Source organism: Streptomyces chryseus (genome assembly GCF_014650755.1).
GTDB classification, from domain to species: Bacteria; Actinomycetota; Actinomycetes; order Streptomycetales; family Streptomycetaceae; genus Streptomyces; species Streptomyces chryseus.
Map to the genome: position 1 here is coordinate 38,254 of NZ_BMVO01000015.1, position 21,829 is coordinate 60,082.

At 72.6% G+C, this 21,829-nt stretch carries 17 protein-coding genes and 1 riboswitch; of the genes, 6 read left to right on the plus strand and 11 right to left on the minus strand.

Annotated elements, in window-relative coordinates; all coding sequences use genetic code 11:
- Nucleotides 1-54 precede the first annotated feature (54 nt).
- Nucleotides 55-1,311 (plus strand): MFS transporter, encoded by a 1,257-nt coding sequence (locus IE185_RS21630; protein WP_138895684.1) that lies wholly within the window; start codon nt 55-57, stop codon nt 1,309-1,311.
- Nucleotides 1,262-2,590: a D-arabinono-1,4-lactone oxidase gene (locus IE185_RS21635; RefSeq protein ID WP_189715775.1), complete on the plus strand. Its 1,329-nt coding sequence runs from the start codon at nt 1,262-1,264 to the stop codon at nt 2,588-2,590. The genes IE185_RS21630 and IE185_RS21635 overlap by 50 nt, the downstream gene beginning before the upstream one ends.
- A 17-nt stretch (nt 2,591-2,607) precedes the next feature.
- Here the strand turns inward: IE185_RS21635 and IE185_RS21640 are convergent, their stop codons facing one another.
- Nucleotides 2,608-3,510 (minus strand): hypothetical protein, encoded by a 903-nt coding sequence (locus tag IE185_RS21640; RefSeq protein ID WP_189715777.1) that lies wholly within the window; start codon nt 3,508-3,510, stop codon nt 2,608-2,610.
- Nucleotides 3,511-3,937: 427 nt separating this feature from the next.
- Here IE185_RS21640 and sepH point away from each other — a divergent pair, with 427 nt between their 5' ends.
- Nucleotides 3,938-4,999 (plus strand): septation protein SepH, encoded by a 1,062-nt coding sequence (gene sepH / locus IE185_RS21645; protein ID WP_138897741.1) that lies wholly within the window; start codon nt 3,938-3,940, stop codon nt 4,997-4,999.
- A gap of 74 nt (nt 5,000-5,073) precedes the next feature.
- On the opposite strand, the gene IE185_RS21650 is transcribed toward sepH, so the two are convergent.
- The gene (locus IE185_RS21650; RefSeq protein ID WP_138897740.1) at nt 5,074-5,901 is read right to left on the minus strand and encodes a sulfurtransferase; all 828 of its coding nucleotides are present in this window, start codon (nt 5,899-5,901) and stop codon (nt 5,074-5,076) included.
- Between the two features lie 283 nt (nt 5,902-6,184).
- On the opposite strand from IE185_RS21650, the gene IE185_RS21655 reads away from it, so the two are divergent.
- Complete coding sequence (locus tag IE185_RS21655; protein WP_138897739.1) at nt 6,185-6,955, plus strand: VOC family protein; 771 nt, start codon at nt 6,185-6,187, stop codon at nt 6,953-6,955.
- On the opposite strand, the gene IE185_RS21660 is transcribed toward IE185_RS21655, so the two are convergent.
- Genes IE185_RS21660 through IE185_RS21675 form a run of 4 tightly spaced genes read right to left on the minus strand, consistent with a single transcriptional unit; the run spans nt 6,927 to nt 12,536 of the window.
- On the minus strand, nt 6,927-7,619 hold the full coding sequence (locus IE185_RS21660) for a thymidine kinase (protein ID WP_138897738.1): 693 nt from the start codon (nt 7,617-7,619) through the stop codon (nt 6,927-6,929). The genes IE185_RS21655 and IE185_RS21660 overlap by 29 nt on opposite strands.
- A gap of 44 nt (nt 7,620-7,663) precedes the next feature.
- The gene (locus tag IE185_RS21665) at nt 7,664-8,851 is read right to left on the minus strand and encodes an alkaline phosphatase family protein (RefSeq protein ID WP_138897737.1); all 1,188 of its coding nucleotides are present in this window, start codon (nt 8,849-8,851) and stop codon (nt 7,664-7,666) included.
- Nucleotides 8,851-9,438, minus strand: a complete 588-nt coding sequence (locus tag IE185_RS21670) for a DUF5998 family protein (RefSeq protein ID WP_069930387.1) — start codon at nt 9,436-9,438, stop codon at nt 8,851-8,853. The genes IE185_RS21665 and IE185_RS21670 overlap by 1 nt, the downstream gene beginning before the upstream one ends.
- A gap of 41 nt (nt 9,439-9,479) precedes the next feature.
- Nucleotides 9,480-12,536 carry a bifunctional acetate--CoA ligase family protein/GNAT family N-acetyltransferase gene (locus tag IE185_RS21675; protein ID WP_189715779.1) on the minus strand — a complete coding sequence of 1,019 codons (3,057 nt, stop codon included), beginning with the start codon at nt 12,534-12,536 and terminating at the stop codon, nt 9,480-9,482.
- Between the two features lie 164 nt (nt 12,537-12,700).
- Between IE185_RS21675 and IE185_RS21680 the strand changes: the two genes are divergently transcribed.
- A complete protein-coding gene (locus IE185_RS21680; RefSeq protein WP_138896066.1) occupies nt 12,701-12,982 on the plus strand; it encodes an HPr family phosphocarrier protein in 282 nt (93 codons plus the stop codon).
- A 175-nt stretch (nt 12,983-13,157) separates the two neighbouring features.
- Here the strand turns inward: IE185_RS21680 and IE185_RS21685 are convergent, their stop codons facing one another.
- The 4 genes from IE185_RS21685 to IE185_RS21700 all read right to left on the minus strand — a co-directional run bounded on the left by IE185_RS21685 (nt 13,158) and on the right by IE185_RS21700 (nt 17,997).
- Complete coding sequence (locus IE185_RS21685) at nt 13,158-13,853, minus strand: GntR family transcriptional regulator (RefSeq protein ID WP_138896063.1); 696 nt, start codon at nt 13,851-13,853, stop codon at nt 13,158-13,160.
- A gap of 177 nt (nt 13,854-14,030) precedes the next feature.
- A complete protein-coding gene (locus IE185_RS21690) occupies nt 14,031-14,840 on the minus strand; it encodes a M23 family metallopeptidase (RefSeq protein WP_138896062.1) in 810 nt (269 codons plus the stop codon).
- Between the two features lie 13 nt (nt 14,841-14,853).
- Nucleotides 14,854-15,020: riboswitch (cyclic di-AMP (ydaO/yuaA leader) on the minus strand.
- 218 nt (nt 15,021-15,238) lie between these two features.
- Nucleotides 15,239-16,606 (minus strand): M16 family metallopeptidase, encoded by a 1,368-nt coding sequence (locus IE185_RS21695; protein WP_138896065.1) that lies wholly within the window; start codon nt 16,604-16,606, stop codon nt 15,239-15,241.
- Nucleotides 16,607-16,626: 20 nt separating this feature from the next.
- Nucleotides 16,627-17,997 carry a M16 family metallopeptidase gene (locus IE185_RS21700; protein ID WP_138896061.1) on the minus strand — a complete coding sequence of 457 codons (1,371 nt, stop codon included), beginning with the start codon at nt 17,995-17,997 and terminating at the stop codon, nt 16,627-16,629.
- A 214-nt stretch (nt 17,998-18,211) separates the two neighbouring features.
- On the opposite strand from IE185_RS21700, the gene IE185_RS21705 reads away from it, so the two are divergent.
- The gene (locus tag IE185_RS21705) at nt 18,212-20,665 is read left to right on the plus strand and encodes a DNA gyrase/topoisomerase IV subunit A (RefSeq protein WP_138896060.1); all 2,454 of its coding nucleotides are present in this window, start codon (nt 18,212-18,214) and stop codon (nt 20,663-20,665) included.
- Here IE185_RS21705 and IE185_RS21710 read toward each other — a convergent pair.
- Nucleotides 20,662-21,744, minus strand: a complete 1,083-nt coding sequence (locus IE185_RS21710; protein WP_138896059.1) for a CobW family GTP-binding protein — start codon at nt 21,742-21,744, stop codon at nt 20,662-20,664. The two genes, IE185_RS21705 and IE185_RS21710, sit on opposite strands and share 4 nt — an antisense overlap.
- Between the last annotated feature and the right edge of the window lie 85 nt (nt 21,745-21,829).

A 21,829-nucleotide genomic window follows, 5' to 3' on the forward strand; every position in this document is an offset into this window, starting at 1 on the left:
CGCGCGGCGACCGTAAGATGCAAGCTCCACCTATACGCCTTACCGGAGCGCACCTTGCCCAGTCCGTACCGCGCGATCTTCGCCACCCCCGGCACCAAGGCGTTCTCCGTCGCCGGATTCTTCGGCCGGATACCGATCTCCATGATGGGCATCGGCATCGTCACCATGATCTCCGAGCTCACCGGCCGGTACGGGCTCGCGGGCGCGCTCTCCGCCACCCTCGCGACGGCGGCCGCCGTGATGGGCCCCCAGATATCGCGATACGTCGACCGGTACGGGCAGCGCCGTGTCCTGCGCCCCGCCACCCTGGTCGCGGTCGGGGCGGTCGCGGGGCTGCTGATCTGTGCCCAGCAGGGCGCCCCCGAGTGGACGCTGTTCGTGTTCGCGGCGGGCGCCGGCTGCGTACCGAGCGTCGGCTCGATGGTCAGGGCGCGCTGGGCCGAGATCTACCGGGGCTCACCGCGCGAGCTGCACACGGCGTACTCCTGGGAGTCGATCGCCGACGAGGTCTGCTTCATCTTCGGCCCGATCATCTCCATCGGGCTCTCGACCGCCTGGTTCCCGGAGGCGGGCCCGCTGCTCGCGGCCGTCTTCCTGGTCGTCGGGGTCTTCTGGCTGACCGCCCAGCGCGCCACCGAGCCCGTTCCGCACCCGCGCGACGAGCACACCGGCGGCTCCGCGCTGCGCTCCCCCGGCCTCCAGGTACTGGTGGCCACCTTCGTCGCCGTCGGCGCGATCTTCGGGTCGATCGACGTGGTGACGGTGGCGTTCGCGGAGGAGCAGGGCCACAAGGCGGCGGCCAGTCTTGTCCTCGCCGTGTACGCGCTCGGGTCCTGCCTCGCGGGAGCGGTCTTCGGACTGCTGCATCTCAAGGGCCAGGCTTCCACCAGGTGGCTGGTGGGCGTCTGCGCGATGGCCGTGAGTATGATCCCCCTCCTACTGGCCGGGAACCTGCCGTTGCTGGCCGTGGCGCTCTTTGTCGCGGGCCTGTCCATCGCACCGACGATGGTGACCACCATGGCCCTGATCGAGCAGCACGTACCGCGCACCAAACTGACCGAGGGCATGACCTGGACAGGGACCGGGCTCGCCGTCGGAGTCGCTCTCGGTTCCTCGGCCGCAGGCTGGGTGGTCGACGCGGCGGGGGCGGACGCGGGGTACGCGGTGCCCGTCGCGTCGGGAGTTCTCGCGGCCCTGGTGGCGTTCCTGGGGTATCGCCGGCTTCGCACGCCGGCACCGACGCGGGGAGGGCACGGGACTGATGGCCGGCACATCGAGGACGGCGTCCAGGACAGCGAGCACGTGGCGTAACTGGGCGGGGAACATCACCGCCCGGCCGGTCCGGGAGGTGACCCCCGCTTCGGCCGAGGAGCTCGCCGACGCCGTGCGCGCGGCGGCGGCGGACGGGCTGAAGGTGAAGCCGGTCGGCACGGGCCACTCCTTCACGGCGGCCGCCGTGACCGACGGCGTGCTGATCCGCCCCGACCTGCTGACCGGCATCCGCGCGATCGACCGCGAGGCCGGGACCGTGACCGTGGAGGCCGGTACTCCGCTCAAGCGCCTGAACGTGGCGCTCGCCAGGGAGGGCCTGTCGCTCACCAACATGGGCGACATCATGGAGCAGACGGTGGCCGGCGCGACCAGCACCGGCACGCACGGCACGGGCCGCGACTCGGCCGCGACGGCCGCGCAGATCCGCGCGATGGAACTGGTACTGGCGGACGGGTCGCTGCTCAGCTGTTCCGAGAAGGAGAACGCGGAGGTCTTCGCGGCGGCCAGGGTGGGGCTCGGTGCGCTGGGCGTCGTCACGGCGATCACCTTCGCCGTCGAGCCGGTCTTCCTGCTGACGGCGCGCGAGGAGCCGATGCCGTTCGACCGGGTCACGGCCGACTTCGAGGAGCTGTACGCCGAGAACGAGCACTTCGAGTTCTACTGGTTCCCCCACACGGGCAACTGCAACACCAAGCGCAACAACCGCAGCGCGGGCCCCGCCGCCCCGCCCGGCCGGGTCAGCGCCTGGGTCGAGGACGAGCTGCTCTCGAACGGCGTCTTCCAGGTGGCCTGTTCGGTGGGCCGCGCGTTTCCCGCGGCGGTCCCCGCGATCGCCCAGGTCTCCAGCCGGGCGCTGTCGGCCCGTACGTACACGGACATCCCTTACAAGGTCTTCACAAGCCCGCGCCGGGTGCGCTTCATGGAGATGGAGTACGCCGTTCCGCGCGAGGCGGCGGTGGCGGCGCTGCGCGAGGTGAAGGCGCTGATCGAACGCTCGCCGCTGCGGGTCGGCTTCCCGGTGGAGGTCCGCACGGCGCCGGCGGACGACATCGCGCTCTCCACGGCGTCGGGGAGGGACACGGCGTACATCGCGGTGCACCTGTACCGGGGGACGCCGTACCAGGCGTACTTCACGGCCGTGGAGCGGATCATGACCGCGCACGGCGGGCGTCCCCACTGGGGCAAGGTGCACACGCGCGACGCGGAGTACCTGGCCGGGGTGTACCCGCGCTTCGCCGAGTTCACGGCGCTGCGCGACCGCCTGGACCCCGAGCGCCGCTTCGCCAACGACTACCTGCGCCGCGTCCTGGGCGAGTAGGTCCCGCCGCCCGCCTCCTACGGCGCGGGGGTGGTGTCCGGGGCGGTGGTGGCCGGCGGTGCGTCGTCGGGACCGCCCGTTTCCGGCGCCTGTCCGGAATCGCCCGCGGCGGCGCCGCCGCCGGCGGACGGCGTCGGGGTGGGGGCGGGAGTCGCCGGCCCGGTCGTCCCGCCGGTCGTCTCCGCGTCGTCCGGCGTCTTCGGCGGCGTCCGGCCCGGGGCGGGCGTGGTGCCGGCTTCCCCGGCGCCCCTCCCGGGGCCGGGGCTCCGGCCGTCGGGCGTCGTCGTCCCGGCGCCGGGCGACGACGAGCCGCTGTCCGGGGTCCGCGGGTCCGGCGCCCGCGAGGGCGGGGTCTTCTCCCGGTGCTGGTCGCCGCCGCGCAGGACGTTGCCGACCGTGCTGCCCCTGCCGCCGCTGAGGTCGCCGCCCGAGAGCAGCTCGTACGCCGTGATGCCTGCCATCGCCACGACGAAGACGACGAGGGCCGCGAGAAGGGACCGCTTCCAGCCCCGGACGCGGGTCCCGTGCGTGGTGGCCTCGTTGAACCGCCCGTCCGGCAGGTCCGCCGGCAGCGCGACGGTACGCAGCACCCTGGTCCGCGGCACGTCCTCGGCGGCCGTTACCCGCGCCGGCCCCTGACGGGCCTTCGGCTTCGCGTGGACCGTGACCTCGCGGATCTGCTCCCCGGTGCGCCGGAACAGGTGCTGGAAGATCGTGCCGCCACTGGTCGCGACGACGCTGACGACTCCCGCGCCGATGATCGTCCCGTACACACCGAGCTGGGACGCCAGCACCGCCGCCACGACCGCGGCCACCGCGCTGCCCGCCACCTGAGCCACGCTCAGGTCGAGTCGCGGATTCCTCGGCTCCTCCCTGTCGGCGTCGGGCTTCCCGTCCGTACTCAGCCTCTGAATACCCATCTCACCCATCTGGCCCATCTGTTCCACCCCGCAACAGGTAGGGACATTTGGGCGAAGTGGATAGTTCCGTTTCCGGCGATTCTGTGAAGCAGGCCACTTGAGAGGGGCTGTGGAGGCAAGGGAGCGAGTCCAACTCCCGTACCCCACGAGAACTTCGGTGGCGCGCCGGTCCACCCCCATGGCCCGAATGGAGTACTGTGGCGAGCCCTGGGTCCGGCCTCCATCGCGGGCGCCCGCTGCTCACAGTGACGAAGGGGTCACTATGAGTGGCGAAACGGTAACCGTGCCATAACGGCGATCCCGGGCTGATGCCCGACACGCCGGGCAACGGGGCAAGGTTGTGGCAGGCTGCACCCGGGCAGGCCACACTCGACTAGCGGAAGCAGCGACGCACGTGACGTCGGCAGGCACCACCCGGGAGGTTCCCATGCCCGAACTGCGTGTCGTGGCCGTCTCCAATGACGGCACACGACTGGTGCTGAAGGCTGCTGACAGCACGGAGTACACGCTTCCGATCGATGAGCGGCTGCGTGCCGCGGTGCGCAACGACCGCGCCCGTCTCGGCCAGATCGAGATCGAGGTGGAGAGCCACCTCCGCCCTCGGGACATCCAGGCGCGTATACGGGCCGGTGCCTCCGCGGAGGAGGTCGCCCAGCACGCCGGCATCCCTGTCGACCGTGTACGCCGCTTCGAAGGACCCGTGCTCGCCGAGCGCGCCTTCATGGCCGAGCGCGCGAGGAAGACCCCCGTACGCCGCCCCGGTGAGAACACCGGGACCGGGCCGCAGCTCGGTGAGGCGGTGCAGGAGCGACTGCTGCTGCGCGGCGCCGACAAGGAAACGGTCCTGTGGGACTCGTGGCGGCGCGACGACGGCACGTGGGAAGTGCTGCTGGTCTACCGCGTCGCGGGCGAGCCCCACTCCGCGAGCTGGACGTACGACCCGCCCCGGCGGCTCGTACAGGCGGTGGACGACGAGGCGCGCGCGCTGATCGGCGAGACGGACGACACGGCCGCCGCGCCCGAGCCGAGCTTCCCGTTCGTGCCGCGGATCGCCCGGCTGCCCAGGGACCGGCCGTTGGACCGATCGCTCGACCGACAGCTGGAGCGGCCCGCCGCGCCCTCGTCCGACGTGGACGAAGCCGGCGGAGGCGAACGGGACTCGCTGACCAGCCTGCTGGAGGCGGTGCCGAGCTTCCGCGGCGACATGGTGGTGCCCGAGCGGCCGGCCCCGGCGTCCGAACCGCCGCCGACCGAACCCGAGTCGGCCGAGGAGCCGGAGGCCGAGGAGCCCGCCGCGTCCGCCGCTTCCGGAGCCGGTGCGGCGTACGCCGATGTGCTCATGCCGCGGGCCGTCGCCGGTCACCGCGACCGGCTCACCGGTACGACGGACCGCCAGGCGGAGGCCGACGGGGTGCGTCCCGGGCGGCGGGCCGCCGTACCGAGCTGGGACGAGATCGTGTTCGGTACGCGTCGCAAGAAGCAGGACTAGACGCTTTGAGCGGAAGGGCCCGTACGTCCGGCGTACGGGCCCTTCCGCATGCGGAGTTACCCTGCCCGCGCGAATCAGCCGGGTTCGGCTCCGGTGGCCACCGGACGGGAGCCGTCGGCGGACCACTGCGACCACGACCCCACGTACAGCGCCGCCGGGATGCCCGCGACCTCCAGGGCCAGCACCTGCTGCGCGGCGGACACGCCCGAACCGCAGTAGACGCCGACCGGTCGGTCCCCGCCGGCGCCGAGGGACGTGAAGCGGGCGGCCAGTTCGGACGCCGGGAGCAGGCGGCCGTCGGCGCCGACGTTCTCCATGGTCGGGGCGGAGACCGCGCCCGGGATGTGGCCGGCGACGCGGTCGATCGGCTCCACCTCACCCCGGTACCGCTCGCCCGCCCGGGCGTCGAGCAGCAGTCCGGTGCGGGCCAGTTCGGCGGCCTGGTCGGCGTCGAGGAGCGGTACGGCACCGGGGACTGGCCGGAAATCGCCGGTCGCCGGGGCCGGGATCCCGGTCTCGACCGGGCCGGCCCACACCGCGAGGCCGCCGTCCAGGACCCGTACGTCGGGGTGGCCCGTCCAGCGCAGCATCCACCAGGCCCGCGCCGCCGCCCAGCCCTGCCCGCCGTCGTACACGACGACGGGGGTGTCGTGGCGGACGCCCGCGCGGCGCATGACCGCGCCGAACTCCTCGACGTCGGGGAGCGGGTGACGGCCGCCGGGACCGGGCGGATCGGCAAGTTCCGCTTCGAGGTCGACGAAGACGGCTCCGGGAAGGTGGCCCGCCTCGTACGCGGCACGGCCGTGCGGACCGCCCATCTGGTAGCGGACGTCCAGGAGAACCGGCGGCCGGTCGGCGGACAACTCGCCGACGAGTTCGGCTGCGGTGATGATGGCATTCATACCTGCCATCCTTGCGCAGCCTTCCCTGCGACCGGCACCGTGCGGCCATCGGGCCGGCACGGGATGAGAAATGCCAAATCGGGCATTCTCCTGCGGGAACCCTCAGAAAGCGGCGCGGCCGGGACGCGCGGCACGACAGGTGGTGCAAGCATCTGCACGGGCGCGCCCCGTCACGGCCCGATGTCACACGGCTTCACGGCTCGACGGCTCGACGGCTTCGCGGCTTCACGACGGAGCGCCCGTTCCCGCACGACCACCACGATGGTCCGAGGAGAGAGTGACGATGACCGAGGCAGCGACCCGGCGGCGGACGCCCGGTGCGCCCTGCTGGGTGAGTCTGATGGTGCACGGCCTGACCACTACCCAGGAGTTCTACGCGGCCCTGTTCGGCTGGGAGTTCCAGCCGGGGCCGCAGCAGCTCGGCCCGTACGTACGGGCGATGCTCGACGGCAAGGAGATCGCGGGCATCGGACAACTGCCGCCCGACCGGCACCTGCCCATCGCCTGGACGCCGTACCTCGCGACCGACGACGCCGATCTCACGGCCGAGTCGATCCGCAGCCACGGCGGCACCGTTGGTGTCGGGCCGCTGGACGCGGGCGCCGCCGGCCGGATGGCGATCGCCTCCGACCCGGCGGGCGCGGTCTTCGGCGTCTGGCAGGCCGCGGCCCATCTCGGCACGGCGGTCGCCGGCAGCCACGGCACCCCGGTCTGGAACGAGCTGATGACGCGCGAGGCGTCCACAGTCGGCAAGTTCTACGCCGCCGTCTTCGGCTACGAGGTGGAGCCGGCCGACCCGGACCGGCTGACACTGCGTCTCGACGGCCGCCCGGTGGCGTCGGTGCGGGGCGTGGGCCAGGACCTGCCACGGGATCGCGGCGCGCACTGGATGACGTACTTCGAGGTCGCGGACACCGACGAGTCGGCCCGCCTGCTGATCGAGCTGGGCGGGCATGTGCTGCGGCCGCCCCACGCGACGGCCACCGGGCGCGCGGCGGCCGTCTCGGACCCCGAGGGCGCGGTGTTCACGATCGTGACGACGCCGGGCGGCTGACCTGGTCGGTGAGGGAGGACGGGTCGACGGGCAGCACGTCGGGCGACAGGGCCCCGGCGTGCGCGGCGGCGGCCGTCATCCGGCGCCGGTGGTGGCGGCGGCACAGCACCTCGTAACCGATCTCGCCCGGTGGCTGGTTGACGTCGCCGACGACGACCTGGGCGCCTTCGACGACCATCTCGCCCCCTATGGTGCGGGCGTTGTGCGTGGCCCGCGCGCCGCACCAGCACAGCGCCTCGACCTGGAGCACCTCGACCCGGTCGGCGAGTTCGACCAGGCGCTGCGAGCCGGGGAAGAGCTTGGAGCGGAAGTCGGTGGTGATACCGAAGGCGAAGACGTCGAGCTCCAGGTCGTCGACGACGCGGGCGAGCTGGTCGATCTGCTCGCCGGCGAGGAACTGCGCCTCGTCGACGATCACGTAGTCGGCGCGGTTGCCCTGGGAGAGATGGGCGACGAGGTACGCGTAGAAGTCGAAGCCGTCGGCCGCCTCGACGGCGTCGGTGACCAGGCCGAGGCGGGAGGAGAGCTTGCCCTCGCCCGCCCGGTCGTCGCGCGTGAAGATCATGCCCTGGAGGCCGCGGGTCGACCGGTTGTGCTCGATCTGAAGAGCGAGGGTGCTCTTTCCGCAGTCCATCGTTCCGGAGAAGAACACCAGCTCGGGCATGAGGGGTTGAGGACCTTTCGGGTCTGTACGGGCGGAGGCGGGAGTTACGGGCGGACTTCGAGGAGCGGGACGAGCTGCTCGGTGGCGGTCATGGAACCGTGCATGCCCACCATCGCGGACTCGTGCGGCTCGCGGCGCGACGCGGTGACCACGACGTCGTCACGGGCCGCGGCGACGACGTCACCGATGCGCCCCCGCACCCGCTCGTCGACGTCCGGGCCGAACCAGCCGGCCGCGATCGCCTCGTCCCGGCTCGCCACCCAGAACTGCTCCCCCAGCACCTCGCGCCATACGGTGAGCACGTCGCTCTCGGCGCCCGGGACGGCGTACACGTGACGGGCCCGGCCCTCGCCGCCCAGCAGGGCGACACCGGCGCCCAGCTCCCAGTCCTCGTCGAAGTCGATGCGCGACTCCTCGTCGAAAGGGATGTCGATCATGCCGTGGTCGGCGGTGACGTAGAGGGCCGAGCGGGGCGGGAGCTGCTCGGCGAGGCGCTGGGCGAGCCGGTCGACGTACATCAGCTGGCCGCGCCAGGCGTCGGAGTCGATGCCGAAGCGGTGGCCCTTGCCGTCGACCTCGCTGTAGTACGTGTAGACGAGCGAGCGGTCCCCGGCGGCCAGTTCGGCGGCGGCCAGGTCCATCCGGTCCTCGCCGGTGAGCTTGCCGCGGAAGGTGCCGCCGCTCAGGGCGATCTTGGTCAGCGGGGTGTGCTGGAAGTCGGGCGAGGACACCTGCGCGGTGCGCACGCCCGCGGCGTCCGCGAGCTGGAAGACGGTGGGGTACGGCTGCCAGACGTGCGGGTCGGTCCACGGCTTCCAGCGCAGCTGGTTCATCAGCGCGCCGGTCTCCGGGTCGCGGACGGTGTAGCCGGGCAGGCCGTGCGCGCCGGGCGGCAGGCCGGTGCCGACGGAGGCGAGCGAGGTCGCGGTGGTGGCGGGGAAGCCCGCCGTGAGCGGGCGGCCGGTGCCGCCGCGCGAGCTGCCGAGGAGGGAGTGGAGGTACGGGGCCTCCTCAGGATGCGCCTTGATCTGCTCCCAGCCGAGGCCGTCGATCAGGAACACGCAGTTCCGGTCGGCGGGGGTCAGCTCGGGGATCGCGGCCGTCATGCCGGGTACGTCCATGCCTGCCGCCAGAGTCGGCAGGAGGTCGGCGAGCGAGCCGGTGCCGTACTCGGGGACGGGCGCGGTGTCCAGGGCGAGCGGGACCGGGTCGGACCAGGCGGGCTGCGCCATCAGCGGTCGGCCGCGGCGGTCGCTTCGGAGAGCGCCTGGGCGAAGGCGAGCGTCTGGCGCACGGTGTCCGGACCGTCGCCGGCCTCGCTGACGCGCAGGCTCAGGTCGTCGGCGGTGGTGTTGCCGGTGTACCCGTGGTCCGCCTCGCAGTTGGGGTCGCCGCAGGCGGCGGGCTCCAGGTCGATGCGGGACACGGCGCCCCAGCCGATGGTCAGGACGACCTCGCGGGGCAGGGTGCCCGGAACGTACTTCTCCGGATTGGCCACGACGCGGCTGACCACGACGGAGGAGATCCGGTCGAGCTTGACCGACTCGGTGGAGGTGGTGGCGTACGGCGCCGGGGAGGTGGTGTCGGCGGCCTGCTCGTCGGTGTGGCTGACGATGAAGCGGTTGCCGGTCAGGACGAGGACCGTGACGTGCCGGCGGACCTCGTTGGAGTCGAACGTCGTCTCCTGGTGCACGAGGTAGGAGGCGACCGGTTCGCCGCCTACAGCGGCCTCCACCGCTTCGGCCACGAGGGCCGGGTAGTAGCCGCTGCGCTCGATAGCCGCGCGCAGCCCCTGGGTCGTCGTACCGGTCTTCGCCATGTCCTCCATCCTACGGGGCGCTGGGGGCCGTCATGCCGGGGTCAGTAGCTCGGCAGGCGGCGGGGGCCGAGGTCGTCGCGGGCCGGCGGGGGCGCGAGGCGTACGGTCGCGCCGAGGACGGACAGGCCCTGCGGGGCGACGACCACGGGTTCCAGGGCGATCCCGACCACTTCCGGATGGTCGTCGACGAGCCGGGACACCCGCAGCAGGAGCTGTTCGAGCGCGGCGGTGTCGACCGGGTCCGAGCCGCGCCAGCCGAAGAGGAGCGGTGCGGTCCGGATCGATCTGATGAGCTCGGCGGCGTCCCGGTCGGTGGCCGGGACCAGCCGGTGGGCGACGTCCCCGAGCAGTTCGGAGGCCGCTCCGGCCAGCCCGAAGGAGAGCACGGCCCCGGCGGCGGCGTCGATGGACGCCCTGACCACGGTGTCGACGCCGCGGGGGGCCATGGCCTGGACGACGAGCTGGAGCTCCTCGGGCTTGCCCAGGGCCTCGGTCAACTCGCGGTAGGACCGCCGCAGTTCCTGCTCGTCGGCCAGGTCGAGGCGTACGGCGCCGAGGTCGGGGCGGTGGCGCAGGTGCGGGGCGGTGGTCTTGAGCGCGACGGGGTAACCGAGCCGGGCGGCCGCGGCTACGGCGGCGTCGGGCCCGGGTGCGGGCAGGGTCGGCCGTACGTCGATCCCGTACCGCCCGAGGAGTTCGCGGGCGGCGTCGTCGGTGAGGGGGACGGCCCGGGGGGTGGCGGCGGGGGCGTCCTGCCCGAGCAGCGCGCCGATCTGGGCGGCGGCCCCGGCCTCGTCGATGTCGTCGTACTGGGGCACCCGCCCGGGATCGGCGGCCTGGCGCCGCCACTGCGCGTACTTGACCGCCTCGGCGAGCGCGCGGACGGCCCGCTCGGCGGCGGGGTAGGCGGGGATGCGCCGCCGGTCGACGTCCCCGGTGGGCGGGGCGGCGGCGTGTTCCGCACCCGGCGCGTTCCCGGCTGTCACCTCCGCGGCTGCGCCGGGTGCGGGGGCCTCCTCGCGCGCGGCCGCGTCCGGGTTCGGCCCGTCCGGCTTCTGAGGACCGGGGGCCGCGGCGCCGCCGCGCGGCGGCGCCGCGGAGTGTCCCTGCGGAAAGGGGCGGGCAGGGGAAGAGCTGCGCGCAGCGGCTCCCGCGCCCGGTGGCGGAACCGGGCCGGCCCCCGCTGCCGGGGCCTGCGGCCGGCGTGCCGTGCTCGTCGCGGCGGCGAGGGCGTCGGCCAGGGCGCCCATCTCCACATGGACGACCGCCACCGGCTTCGCCGGTCCCGTCGCCGCCCCCTCCCGCAGCGCCGCCGCCAGCACCTCGCCGTCGCCGGACTCCGTCGCACCGTTCTCGCCGACCCACGGAATGGCCGTGACCACGACCGCGTCGCACGCGTCGTCCGCCAGCGCCCCGGCCAGCGCCGCGCGGAAGTCCTCCGGCGTCGCGGCCGTGGTGAGGTCGAGCGGGGGAAGCGGACGAAGGCCCTCCGCCAGGCAGGCGTCGTACGTCAGGAGGCCGAGGGACTCCGAGTTGCCGAGGATCCCGACCCGCGGCCCCGCCGGCAGGGGCTGGCCCGCCAGCAGCAACCCCGCGTCGACGAGCTCGGTGACGGTGTCGACGCGGATCACCCCCGCCTGGCGCAGCAGCGCGGACACCGTGGCGTCCGGGATGCGCGTGGCCGGCACCGCGTGCCCCGGCGGCGTGCTCCCGCTGTGGCGCGCGCCCTTCACCACGACGACCGGCTTCTCCGCCGCCGTGCGCCGGGCGAGGCGCGTGAACTTGCGCGGGTTGCCGATCGACTCCAGGTAGAGGAGGACGACGTCGGTGTCGGGGTCGTCGTACCAGTACTGGAGGAAGTCGTTGCCGGAGACGTCCGCGCGGTTTCCGGACGAGATGAAGGACGAGAGGCCCGCGCCCCGGCGGTAGAGCCCCGACAGCAGCGCGATGCCGATCGCGCCGGACTGGGTGAAAAGACCGATGCGGCCGCGCGCGGGCGGTTCCGGCGCGAGGGAGGCGTTGAGGCGTACCGCATCCGAGGTGTTGATGATCCCGAAGGCGTTCGGGCCGATGATGCGCATGCCGTACGAACGGGCCTGCCGCACCAGTTCGCGCTGGCGCGCCCGCCCCTCGGCGCCGCTCTCGGCGTACCCGGCGGACAGGACGACCAGGCCCTGGACGCCGCTCTCGCCGCAGTCCGCGACGACCTCCGGCACCCGTTCGGCCGGTACGGCCACCACCGCGAGGTCGACGGCCTCGCCGATCCCGGCGACCGAGCGGTGCGCGGGCACGCCGTCCAGCTCGGTGAGGTCCTCGGGGAAGGCCCGGTTCACGGCGTACGCGCGCCCGGTGAATCCGGCGGCGAGCAGGTTGCGCAGGACCGTACGCCCCACCCCGCCCGGCGCGCGCCCCGCCCCCACGACCGCGACCGAGCCGGGGCCGAGCAGGCGCTGGACGGAGCGGGACTCCGCGCGGTGTTCGCGGGCGCGCTGCACGGCGACGGAGCGGTCGGTCGGCTCCAGGTCGAATTCGAGGTGGACGACGCCGTCCTCGAAGCTGCGCTTCTGGGTGTAGCCCGCGTCTGTGAACACCTTGATCATCTTGGTGTTGGCGGGCAGCACCTCCGCCACGAAGCGCCGGATGCCGCGCTCGCGCGCGACCGCGCCGATGTGTTCGAGCAGGGCGGAGGCGACGCCGCGCCCCTGGTGGGCGTCCTGGACGAGGAAGGCGACCTCGGCGAGGTCGGCGTCGGAGCCGGACGAGGGGCGGCCCTGGGCGTTGATCCGGTCGTACCGGACGGTGGCGATGAACTCACCGCCGACCGTGGCGGCCAGACCCACCCGGTCCACGTAGTCGTGGTGGGTGAAGCGGTGCACGTCCTTGGCGGAGAGGCGGGGGTACGGCGCGAAGAAGCGGTAGTACTTCGACTCGTCCGACACCTGCTCGTAGAAGCTGACCAGGCGCTGCGCGTCGTCGGCGGTGATGGGGCGGATCCGCGCCGTGCCTCCGTCACGGAGCACCACGTCGGCTTCCCAGTGGGCCGGGTACGTGTGGTGCACGTCGTGGTCCTGCGAGGGCCGCTGCGGCGAGGGCTGCATGACGAAAGCCTACGGGTCGCGGGCCCGCCCGGGGCAAGGCAGGCTGAGGCCGCGGCGCGGGGCCGGCCCGGGCTGGGGCACAGCCGCCGCGTACGACGTGAGAGACTGGTCTAGACAACCGATAGGCTGGTCTGGACAACCGTTAGAACATGAAGGGCAACACCATGGTTGAGCGCCGTGTCACCGTCGGCTGGGCCGAAGGCCTGCACGCCCGGCCCGCCTCCATCTTCGTTCGCGCAGCGACCGCCTCGGGCGTCCCCGTGACGATCGCCAAGGCCGACGGCAACCCGGTCAACGCCGCCTCCATGCTCGCGGTGCTCGGCCTGGGCGCGCAGGGCGGCGAGGAGATCGTGCTGGCCTCCGAGGCCGACGACTCCGACGCCGCCCTCGACCGCCTGGCGAAGCTGGTCTCCGAGGGTCTGGACGAGCTTCCCGAGACCGTCTGACCACTCGGACGGGCGCATTCTCGCGAAGGAGCCGCGGCCCCGGAATTCCGGGGCCGCGGCTCCTTTTCTTTGTCCGCGGCCCCCGCAGACTTTCCTTTGCGCTGCCGTACTCCGCCGCATTCGGACAGCAGAAATACACCCCCGCGATTCACTCTCTTTGTATACGGCGCGGCTGTTAAAGACGGCCGCTCAGGGTGTTTACGGCATGTTGCGAAGTCCTCACGCCGTCCGGCCCGGACTCCGGACCGGTACGCCGCAACCGGTGCGCCGCCACCGCGCGTTCGGCGTGCAGGGCCGTCAGCGCGCGGGCGCGTTCCGCGTCGCCGCGGGCCACGGCGTCGACGATCGCGCCGTGTTCGGCCCAGGACTCGGCGGGACGGGCGGGCCGCTCCACGGCGTACATCCAGGCGATCTTGTGCCGGAGCTGGGTGAGCAGCGCCGTCAGGCCCGGGCTGCCCGACGCCTGGGCGAGCGTCTCGTGGAACCAGGTCCCCAGCGAGCGCAGATCCTCGCCCTCGCCCCGGCGCGCCCGCTCCTGGCCGAGCCTGACCAGGCCGCGAAGGACCTTGAGGTGGGCCTCCGTACGCCGCTGAGCGGCCCGGGCCGCGCCCAGGGGTTCGAGGAGCGTCCGTACCTCCAGGAGGTCGGCGGCCTCCAGCGCGGTGGGCTCGGCCACGCAGGCGCCCGCGTGCCGGCGGGTGGTGACGAATCCCTCGGACTCCAGCGTGCGCAGCGCCTCGCGCACCGGGACGCGCGAGACCCCGTAGCGCCGCGCGAGGAGCTCTTCCGTGAGCCTGCCGCCGCGCGGGAACACACCCGAAACGATGTCGTCACGGATTGCCGTGCATACCGATTGCGCGGGAATGCGCATGACCGAACCTCCGCCTTGATCCCCGCGAAACGCGGTCGACCGACGCCTTTTCGGTGACTCTATTGCAGCATTCCTCGATTTCCGACGGAAGCCGGAATCCATGGACGGCTTTTGGACATGCGCAAGGCCCCGGCGGGAAGCCGGGGCCTTGCGCACGAACCGAGCGGAACCGGCCGGTCAGACGTTCACACCGTGGGCGCGGAGATACGCGACCGGGTCCATGTCGGAGCCGTACTCGGGGGACGTACGGGCCTCGAAGTGCAGGTGCGGGCCGGTCGAGTTGCCGGTCGAGCCCGAGACGCCGATCTGCTGGCCGGAGGTCACGGCCTGGCCGACGGAGACGCCGATGGACGAGAGGTGGCCGTACTGCGTGTACGTGCCGTCGTTCATCCGGATGACGATGTTGTTGCCGTACGCCCCGCCCCAGCCGGCCTCGACGACGGTGCCCGCGCCGACGGAGACCACGGAACTGCCGGAGGCTGCGCGGAAGTCGACGCCGGAGTGGCTGCCGGAGGACCAGAGATTGCCGCCGGTCTTGTAACCGGTGGTCACGACGGAGCCGGCGACCGGGAGGGTGTAGCTGTTCAGGCGCTTGCGCTCCGCCGCACGGGCGGCGCGCTCCTTGGCCGCGCGCTCTTCGCGCTCCTTCTTGGCCCGCGCTTCGGCCTCGGCCTTGGCCTGCGCCTTGCGCTTGGCCTCGGCCTTCCGCTCGGCCTCGGCCTTGCGTGCGGCCTCCGCCTTGGCGGCGGCGCGCTTCTGCTGGTCGGCCTGGGCCGCGATCTCGTCCGCGAGGGAGTCGCCGATGACGATGGCCTCGGTCAGACCGGTGTCCTGGACGGCGTGGGCCGCGTCGGCGGCGAGGGCCGGAGAGGCCAGGCCTCCGATGACGCCGGTGGTCGCGAGGGCGGCGACGCCGGCCATGCTCGCGCTCTTGCGCGTCAGGCGGCTCGGGCGACGGTGCTTCCCGGTGGCACGGGTGAACGCCATGGAGTGGCTGATCCTTTCCTTCCTTCTCGCCTACCGGGTTAGCTGACGGGTTCGGAGCAGGAAGGTCTCCTACGGACCCCTCCGTGCTCGCGCGCGGAGGACATCCGATTCACCCCAGGGACTGAGTGGGTCCCCGGCTCCCCAGGCTCGCGCCTGACGGGGACTCGGCGATGGCTGCCCGGTGCCGCGGATGCGGCTCACTGCTGACGGACAGCCGGACAGACGCTAAACGGGACATCTTTTAATCACCAAACAGGCACGGCGTTTTGTAACGCACCCCACAGACCAGACAGGCAACCTCCGCAACAAAACGGACATACGAGAAGGACCCCGGCAGCCTCTCGGCTGCCGGGGTCCTGTTGTCTCCCCATTCGTGGGGAGTCGCGCAAGCGGCTCGGTCAGCCGCTCACCACCTTGACCTCTCCGATGCCCAGCGCCCTGACGGGTTCCTCGATCTGCGACGCGTCACCGACGAGGACCGTGACCAGGCGGTCCTCCGGGAATGCGCTGACGACCGCGGCGGTGGCCTCCACGGTGCCCGTCTCGGCGAGACGGGCGTACAGCTGGGCCTGGAAGTCGTCCGGCAGGTGCTGCTCGACCTGGTCGGCGAGCGTGCCGGCGACTGCCGCCGCCGTCTCGTACTTGAGCGGCGCGACGCCCACCAGGTTCTGTACGGCGACATCACGCTCGGCGTCGGTGAGGCCCTCGGCCGCGAGCGTGCGCAGGACCTTCCAGAGGTCTTCGAGCGCCGGGCCGGTGGACTCCGTGTCCACCGAGCCGCTGATCGCCAGCATGGAGGCGCCCGTCCCGTCGGGAGCGGAGCGCAGCACCTGCCCGAAGGCGCGTACGCCGTACGTGTAGCCCTTCTCCTCGCGCAGGACGCGGTCCAGGCGGGACGTGAGCGTGCCGCCCAGGCAGTACGTGCCGAGGACCTGCGCCGACCAGACGCGGTCGTGCCGGTCGGGGCCGATCCGGCCGATGAGCAGCTGCGTCTGGACCGCTCCGGGGCGGTCGACGATGACCACACGGCCGGTGTCGTCGGCGACGACCGGCGGGACGGGGCGGGGCTCGGCGCTGTCGCCCTTCCACGCGCCCAGGGTGTCGGCCAGGACGGCGTCCAGGTCGGTGCCCTCCAGGTCGCCGACGACCACGGCGGTGGCGGTCGCGGGGCGCACGTGCGCCGCGTAGAAGCCCTTCACGGCGGCGGCGTCGATGCGCCCCACCGTCTCCTCGGTGCCCTGGCGCGGACGGGACATGCGCGAGGTGGCGGGGAAGAGCTCCTTGGAGAGCTGTTTGGCGGCACGGCGGGACGGGTTGGCCGTCTCGTGCGGGATCTCGTCGAGCCGGTTGGCGACCAGGCGCTCGATCTCGCCGTCCGCGAAGGCGGGTGCCCGCAGCGCGTCGGCGAGCAGGCCGAGCGCCTTGTGCAGCCGGGAGACGGGGACCTCGAGGGAGACCCGGACGCCCGGATGGTCGGCGAACGCGTCGAGCGTGGCGCCGCAGCGCTCCAGCTCGGCGGCGAACTCCTCGGCGGAGTGCTTGTCGGTGCCCTCCGACAGGGCCCGCGCCATGATCGTCGAGACGCCGTCGAGGCCCTCCGGCTCGGCCTCCAGGGGGGCGGCGAGGAAGACCTCGACGGCCACGACCTGCTGTCCGGGGCGGTGGCAGCGCAGTACGGTCAGACCGTTGGGCAGGCTGCCGCGCTCGGGGGCGGGGAAGGCCCACGGCGTGGGCGTGCCGGCCTGCGGCTGCGGGTGGAACTCCATGCTCACGGCTGCGGTGTCGCTCACTTGTCCGTCCCTTCCTGCGTCGCGTTCTCACCGGCGGCGGTGGTGTCGTCGGCCGCGTCGGCCGCGTGGGTCGGCTCGTACACCAGGACAGCGCGGTTGTCCGGGCGCAGGCGGGCCGCGGCCGCGGCCCGGACCTCCTCCGCCGTGATGTCCAGGACGCGCTGGACGGCCGTCAGGGCGAGCTGCGGGTCGCCGAACAGGACGGCGTACCGGCACAGTTCGTCGGCGCGGCCCGCGACCGTGCCCAGCCGGTCGAGCCACTCGCGCTCCAACTGGGCCTGCGCGCGCTCCATCTCCTCGGGCGTGGGGCCCTCGGCGGCGAAACGGGCCAGCTCCTCGTCGACGGCGCGCTCGATGTCGGGCACGTCGACGCCGGCCGACGTCTTGACGTCCAGCCAGCCGAGGGAGGGCGCGCCGGACAGGCGCAGCAGCCCGAAGCCGGCGGCGACGGCCGTACGGTCGCGGCGGACCAGGCGGTTGTGCAGCCGGGAGGACTCGCCGCCGCCGAGGACGGTGAGCGCCAGGTCGGCGGCGTCGGCCTCGCGGGTGCCGTCGTGCGGCAGCCGGTAGGCGGCCATCAGGGCGCGCGCCGGGACCTCTTCGCGGATCTCCTCGCGCAGCTCCTCGCCGATGATGTCGGGCAGCGAGCCGTCGCGCGGCGGCTGCTTGCCGTCGTGGGAGGGGATGGAGCCGAAGTACTTCTCGATCCAGGCGAGCGTCTGCTCCGGGTCGATGTCGCCGACGACCGAGATCACCGCGTTGTTGGGCGCGTAGTACGTACGGAAGAACGCCCGCGCGTCCTCGAGGGTCGCCGCGTCCAGGTCGGCCATCGAGCCGATCGGCGTGTGGTGGTACGGGTGGCCCTCGGGGTACGAGAGCGCGGTCAGCCGCTCGAAGGCGGTGCCGTACGGGACATTGTCGTACCGCTGCCGGCGCTCGTTCTTGACGACGTCGCGCTGGTTCTCCATCGACTCCTCGTCGAGCGCGGAGAGCAGGGAGCCCATCCGGTCGGCCTCGAGCCACAGGGCCAGCTCCAGCTGGTGGGCCGGCATGGTCTCGAAGTAGTTGGTGCGCTCGAAGCTGGTCGTGCCGTTGAGCGAGCCGCCCGCACCCTGCACCAGCTCGAAGTGGCCGTTGCCCTTGACCTGCGCCGATCCCTGGAACATCAGGTGCTCGAAAAGGTGAGCAAGGCCGGTACGGCCCTTGACCTCGTGGCGCGAACCGACGTCGTACCAGAGGCAGACCGCGGCGACCGGGGTCAGGTGGTCCTCGGAGAGCACCACGCGCAGGCCGTTGGCCAGCCGGTGCTCAGTCGCTGTCAGGCCGCCGGAACCGGCCTGCGCTGTGGCCGTGTGACCCATGGGCATGTACGTCCCTTCGATCGCGATATGGAGAAGTCCTGCCACTGTATGCAAGCTCACGGACACCTGGCGAAGTTCCCGGCCGGTGTACGCCCTCAGGGAACGCCCGAGTAGGCGCTACGGACGGGTCGAGGTCGGCGTTGTCAGTGCGCCGGTCCACAATGGTCGGCATCACACGCAAGAACTCGCCCTACAGAACCGCGAAGGAGCCGCAGCCGCGATGGCCCGCCGCAGCACGAAGACCCCGCCGCCGGACGATGCGTTCGAGGAGAAGATCCTCGATGTCGACGTCGTCGACGAGATGCAGGGCTCCTTCCTCGAGTACGCGTACTCGGTGATCTACTCGCGAGCGCTGCCCGACGCCCGCGACGGCATGAAGCCGGTGCACCGCCGCATCGTCTACCAGATGAACGAGATGGGGCTGCGGCCCGACCGCGGCTATGTGAAGTGCGCCCGCGTCGTCGGCGAGGTGATGGGCAAGCTGCACCCCCACGGCGACGCGTCGATCTACGACGCGCTCGTGCGCATGGCGCAGCCCTTCTCGATGCGCCTGCCGCTCGTCGACGGGCACGGCAACTTCGGCTCGCTGGGCAACGACGACCCGCCGGCCGCCATGCGGTACACGGAATGCCGGATGGCCGACGCCACGTCGCTGATGACCGAGTCGATCGACGAGGACACGGTCGACTTCAACCCGAACTACGACGGTCAGGAGCGCGAGCCCGTCGCGCTGCCCGCGGCGTACCCGAACCTGCTGGTCAACGGCGCGTCCGGGATCGCCGTCGGCATGGCGACGAACATGCCGCCGCACAACCTGGGCGAGGTCGTCGCCGCCGCCCGGCACTTGATCAGGCACCCGGGGGCCGATCTCGAGACGCTGATGCGTTTCGTCCCCGGGCCCGACCTGCCGACCGGCGGCCGGATCGTCGGCCTCGGCGGGATCAAGGACGCGTACGAGAACGGCCGCGGCACCTTCAAGATCCGCTCGACGGCCACCGTGGAGAACGTGACGGCGCGCCGCAAGGGCCTGGTCGTCACCGAACTGCCCTTCACCGTCGGCCCGGAGAAGGTGATCGCGAAGATCAAGGACCTGGTCTCCGCGAAGAAGCTCCAGGGCATCGCGGACGTCAAGGACCTCACGGACCGCGCGCACGGCCTGCGTCTGGTCATCGAGATCAAGAACGGCTTCGTCCCCGAGGCCGTCCTGGAGCAGCTCTACAAGCTGACGCCGATGGAGGAGACCTTCGGCATCAACAACGTGGCGCTGGTCGACGGCCAGCCCCTGACGCTCGGCCTCAAGGAGCTGCTGGAGGTCTATCTCGACCACCGCTTCGAGGTCGTACGCCGCCGCAGCGAGTTCCGCCGCACCAAGCGGCGCGACCGGCTGCACCTGGTCCTCGGCCTGCTGGTCGCGCTGCTCGACATCGACGAGGTCATCCGCCTCATCCGTTCCAGTGACAACTCGGCGCAGGCCAAGGAGCGGCTCATCGAGCACTTCTCCCTGAGCGAGATCCAGACGCAGTACATCCTGGACACGCCGCTGCGCCGGCTCACCCGGTTCGACAAGATCGAGCTGGAGGCCGAGCGTGACCGGCTGAACGCCGAGATCGACGAGCTGACCGCGATCCTGGAGTCGGACACCGAGCTGCGCAAGCTCGTCTCGGCGGAACTGGCGGCGGTGGCGAAGAAGTTCGGCACCGACCGGCGCACCGTGCTGCTGGAGTCGGGGAGTTCTCCGGTGGCCGCGGTGCCGCTGGAGGTCGCGGACGACCCGTGCCGGGTTCTGCTGTCCTCGACCGGTCTGCTGGCCCGTACGGCCAACGGCGAGCCCCTCGCCGTGGACGACGCCCGGCGCGCCAAGCACGACGTGATCGTCTCGGCCGTGCCCGCCACGGCACGCGGCGACGTGGGCGCGGTGACGTCGTCCGGCCGCCTGCTGCGGCTCGCGGTGATCGACCTACCCCAGCTCCCGGACACGGCCTCCGCGCCCAACCTCTCGGGCGGGGCGCCGGTCACGGAGTTCCTCTCCCTGGAGCCGGACGAGTCGCTGATCTGCCTCACCACGCTCGACGAGTCCTCTCCCGGGCTCGCGCTCGGCACCGAGCAGGGCGTGGTCAAGCGGGTGGTCCCGGACTATCCCGCCAACAAGGACGAGCTGGAGGTCATCACCCTCAAGGAGGGTGACCGGATCGTCGGCGGGGCCGAGCTGCGCACCGGCGAGGAGGATCTGGTCTTCATCACGGACGACGCCCAGCTGCTGCGCTATCCGGCGGGGCAGGTCAGGCCGCAGGGCCGGGCCGCGGGCGGCATGGCGGGCATCAAGCTCGCCGAGGGCGCCAAGGTGATCTCCTTCACCGCGGTCGACCCGGCGGCGGACGCCGCGGTCTTCACGGTGGCCGGTACGGCGGGGACGCTGCTCGGCGACACGGAGACGTCCGCCAAGCTGACGCCGTTCGACCAGTACCCGCGCAAGGGCCGGGCCACGGGCGGCGTGCGCTGCCAGCGGTTCCTCAAGGGCGAGGACGTCCTCGTCCTGGCCTGGGCGGGCGCCGCCCCGGCGCGCGCGGCGGCGAGCAACGGCGCACCGGTGGAGCTGCCGGTGCCCGACCCGCGCCGCGACGGCTCGGGCACTCCGCTGGCGACGCCGGTGGCGGCTCTGGCCGGCCCGGCCTAGCCCTCGCCCTGTACGTACCGCAGGACGCCCCACATGCTGTGCTCGTAGGCAGCGGCGGAGGCGTCCTGCGGTACGTCGAGCGCTTCCTCTCCCGGGCCGCCGGTCCGGCATGCCTCCAGTTCCTTGCCCAGGGCCCGCCCGTCGGTCCCGGAGCCGATGAGGACGAGCTGCGTCGTCCTCGGCTCGTCGCGCCCCCACGGCTGTGGGTAGAAGCGCAGGAACCGGCCGACGGCGTGCACCCCGTACCGGTTGCGGGGGTCGGCCGCGCCGAAGTCGACGTACCCCTTGATCCGGTACAGGCCCTGGGGCCTGGTGTCGAGGAACTCCATGAGCCGGCGCGGGTCCACCGGCACGTCGGAGGTGAAGGAGACGCTCTCGTACGCCGCGTGCAGGTGATCGTCGTGGCCGTCGTGCGCGTCCTGCTCGGCCCGCAGGTCGTCGAAGGACAGCTGCCGTGCCTTCTCCTCGGCGTCGGGCCGCGCCGCCGGGTCGAAGAGCAGTGCCGGATCGATCCGCCCGTACTCCGCGCGGACGACGGCCGTCCCCCCGCTGAGGCTCCGTACGGTGTCGAGGACGCGGCCGAGCCGCTCCTCCCCCACCCGGTCCGTCTTGTTCAGCACGACGAGGTCGGCGACGGCGAGGTGGCGGTCCAGCTCGGGATGGCGCGTGCGCGTGGCGTCGAACTCGACCGCGTCGACGACCTCGGCGAGCCCTCCGTACACGATCCGCTCGTTCTCACTGGCGAGGATCATCCGCACCAGTTCCTGCGGTTCGGCGAGCCCGCTCGCCTCGATGACGATCACGTCGAGCCGGGCGGCCGGACGGGTCAGCCGCTCCAGGTACTCGTCCAGCTCGCTCGCGTCGACGGCGCAGCACAGGCACCCGTTGCCGAGCGAGACGGTGGAGTCCCCGAGCTGCCCGGCGACCGCCATGGCATCGATCTCGATGGCCCCGAAGTCGTTGACGATCGCACCGATCCTGGTGCCCCGGCTGCGGGCGAGCAGGTGGTTGAGCACGGTGGTCTTGCCGGAGCCCAGGAAGCCCGCGAGGACGACGACCGGGATCTGCTTCTTGCTCACCGTGGGACCTTTCTCATGACGCAAGAACGGGCCGCCCCAGGATAGGGGCGGCCTCGGCGCCCCCGCGGATCACGGCAGCCGCACG

Bases quoted from the DNA above. Each gene is read 5' to 3' on its own strand.
- IE185_RS21635 (WP_189715775.1), top strand. From the start codon at position 1,262: ATGGCCGGCACATCGAGGACGGCGTCCAGGACAGCGAGCACGTGGCGT.
- IE185_RS21640 (WP_189715777.1), bottom strand. From the start codon at position 3,510: ATGGGTATTCAGAGGCTGAGTACGGACGGGAAGCCCGACGCCGACAGG.
- sepH (WP_138897741.1), top strand. From the start codon at position 3,938: ATGCCCGAACTGCGTGTCGTGGCCGTCTCCAATGACGGCACACGACTG.
- IE185_RS21650 (WP_138897740.1), bottom strand. From the start codon at position 5,901: ATGAATGCCATCATCACCGCAGCCGAACTCGTCGGCGAGTTGTCCGCC.
- IE185_RS21655 (WP_138897739.1), top strand. From the start codon at position 6,185: ATGACCGAGGCAGCGACCCGGCGGCGGACGCCCGGTGCGCCCTGCTGG.
- IE185_RS21660 (WP_138897738.1), bottom strand. From the start codon at position 7,619: ATGCCCGAGCTGGTGTTCTTCTCCGGAACGATGGACTGCGGAAAGAGC.
- IE185_RS21665 (WP_138897737.1), bottom strand. From the start codon at position 8,851: ATGGCGCAGCCCGCCTGGTCCGACCCGGTCCCGCTCGCCCTGGACACC.
- IE185_RS21670 (WP_069930387.1), bottom strand. From the start codon at position 9,438: ATGGCGAAGACCGGTACGACGACCCAGGGGCTGCGCGCGGCTATCGAG.
- IE185_RS21675 (WP_189715779.1), bottom strand. From the start codon at position 12,536: ATGCAGCCCTCGCCGCAGCGGCCCTCGCAGGACCACGACGTGCACCAC.
- IE185_RS21680 (WP_138896066.1), top strand. From the start codon at position 12,701: ATGGTTGAGCGCCGTGTCACCGTCGGCTGGGCCGAAGGCCTGCACGCC.
- IE185_RS21685 (WP_138896063.1), bottom strand. From the start codon at position 13,853: ATGCGCATTCCCGCGCAATCGGTATGCACGGCAATCCGTGACGACATC.
- IE185_RS21690 (WP_138896062.1), bottom strand. From the start codon at position 14,840: ATGGCGTTCACCCGTGCCACCGGGAAGCACCGTCGCCCGAGCCGCCTG.
- IE185_RS21695 (WP_138896065.1), bottom strand. From the start codon at position 16,606: ATGGAGTTCCACCCGCAGCCGCAGGCCGGCACGCCCACGCCGTGGGCC.
- IE185_RS21700 (WP_138896061.1), bottom strand. From the start codon at position 17,997: ATGCCCATGGGTCACACGGCCACAGCGCAGGCCGGTTCCGGCGGCCTG.
- IE185_RS21705 (WP_138896060.1), top strand. From the start codon at position 18,212: ATGGCCCGCCGCAGCACGAAGACCCCGCCGCCGGACGATGCGTTCGAG.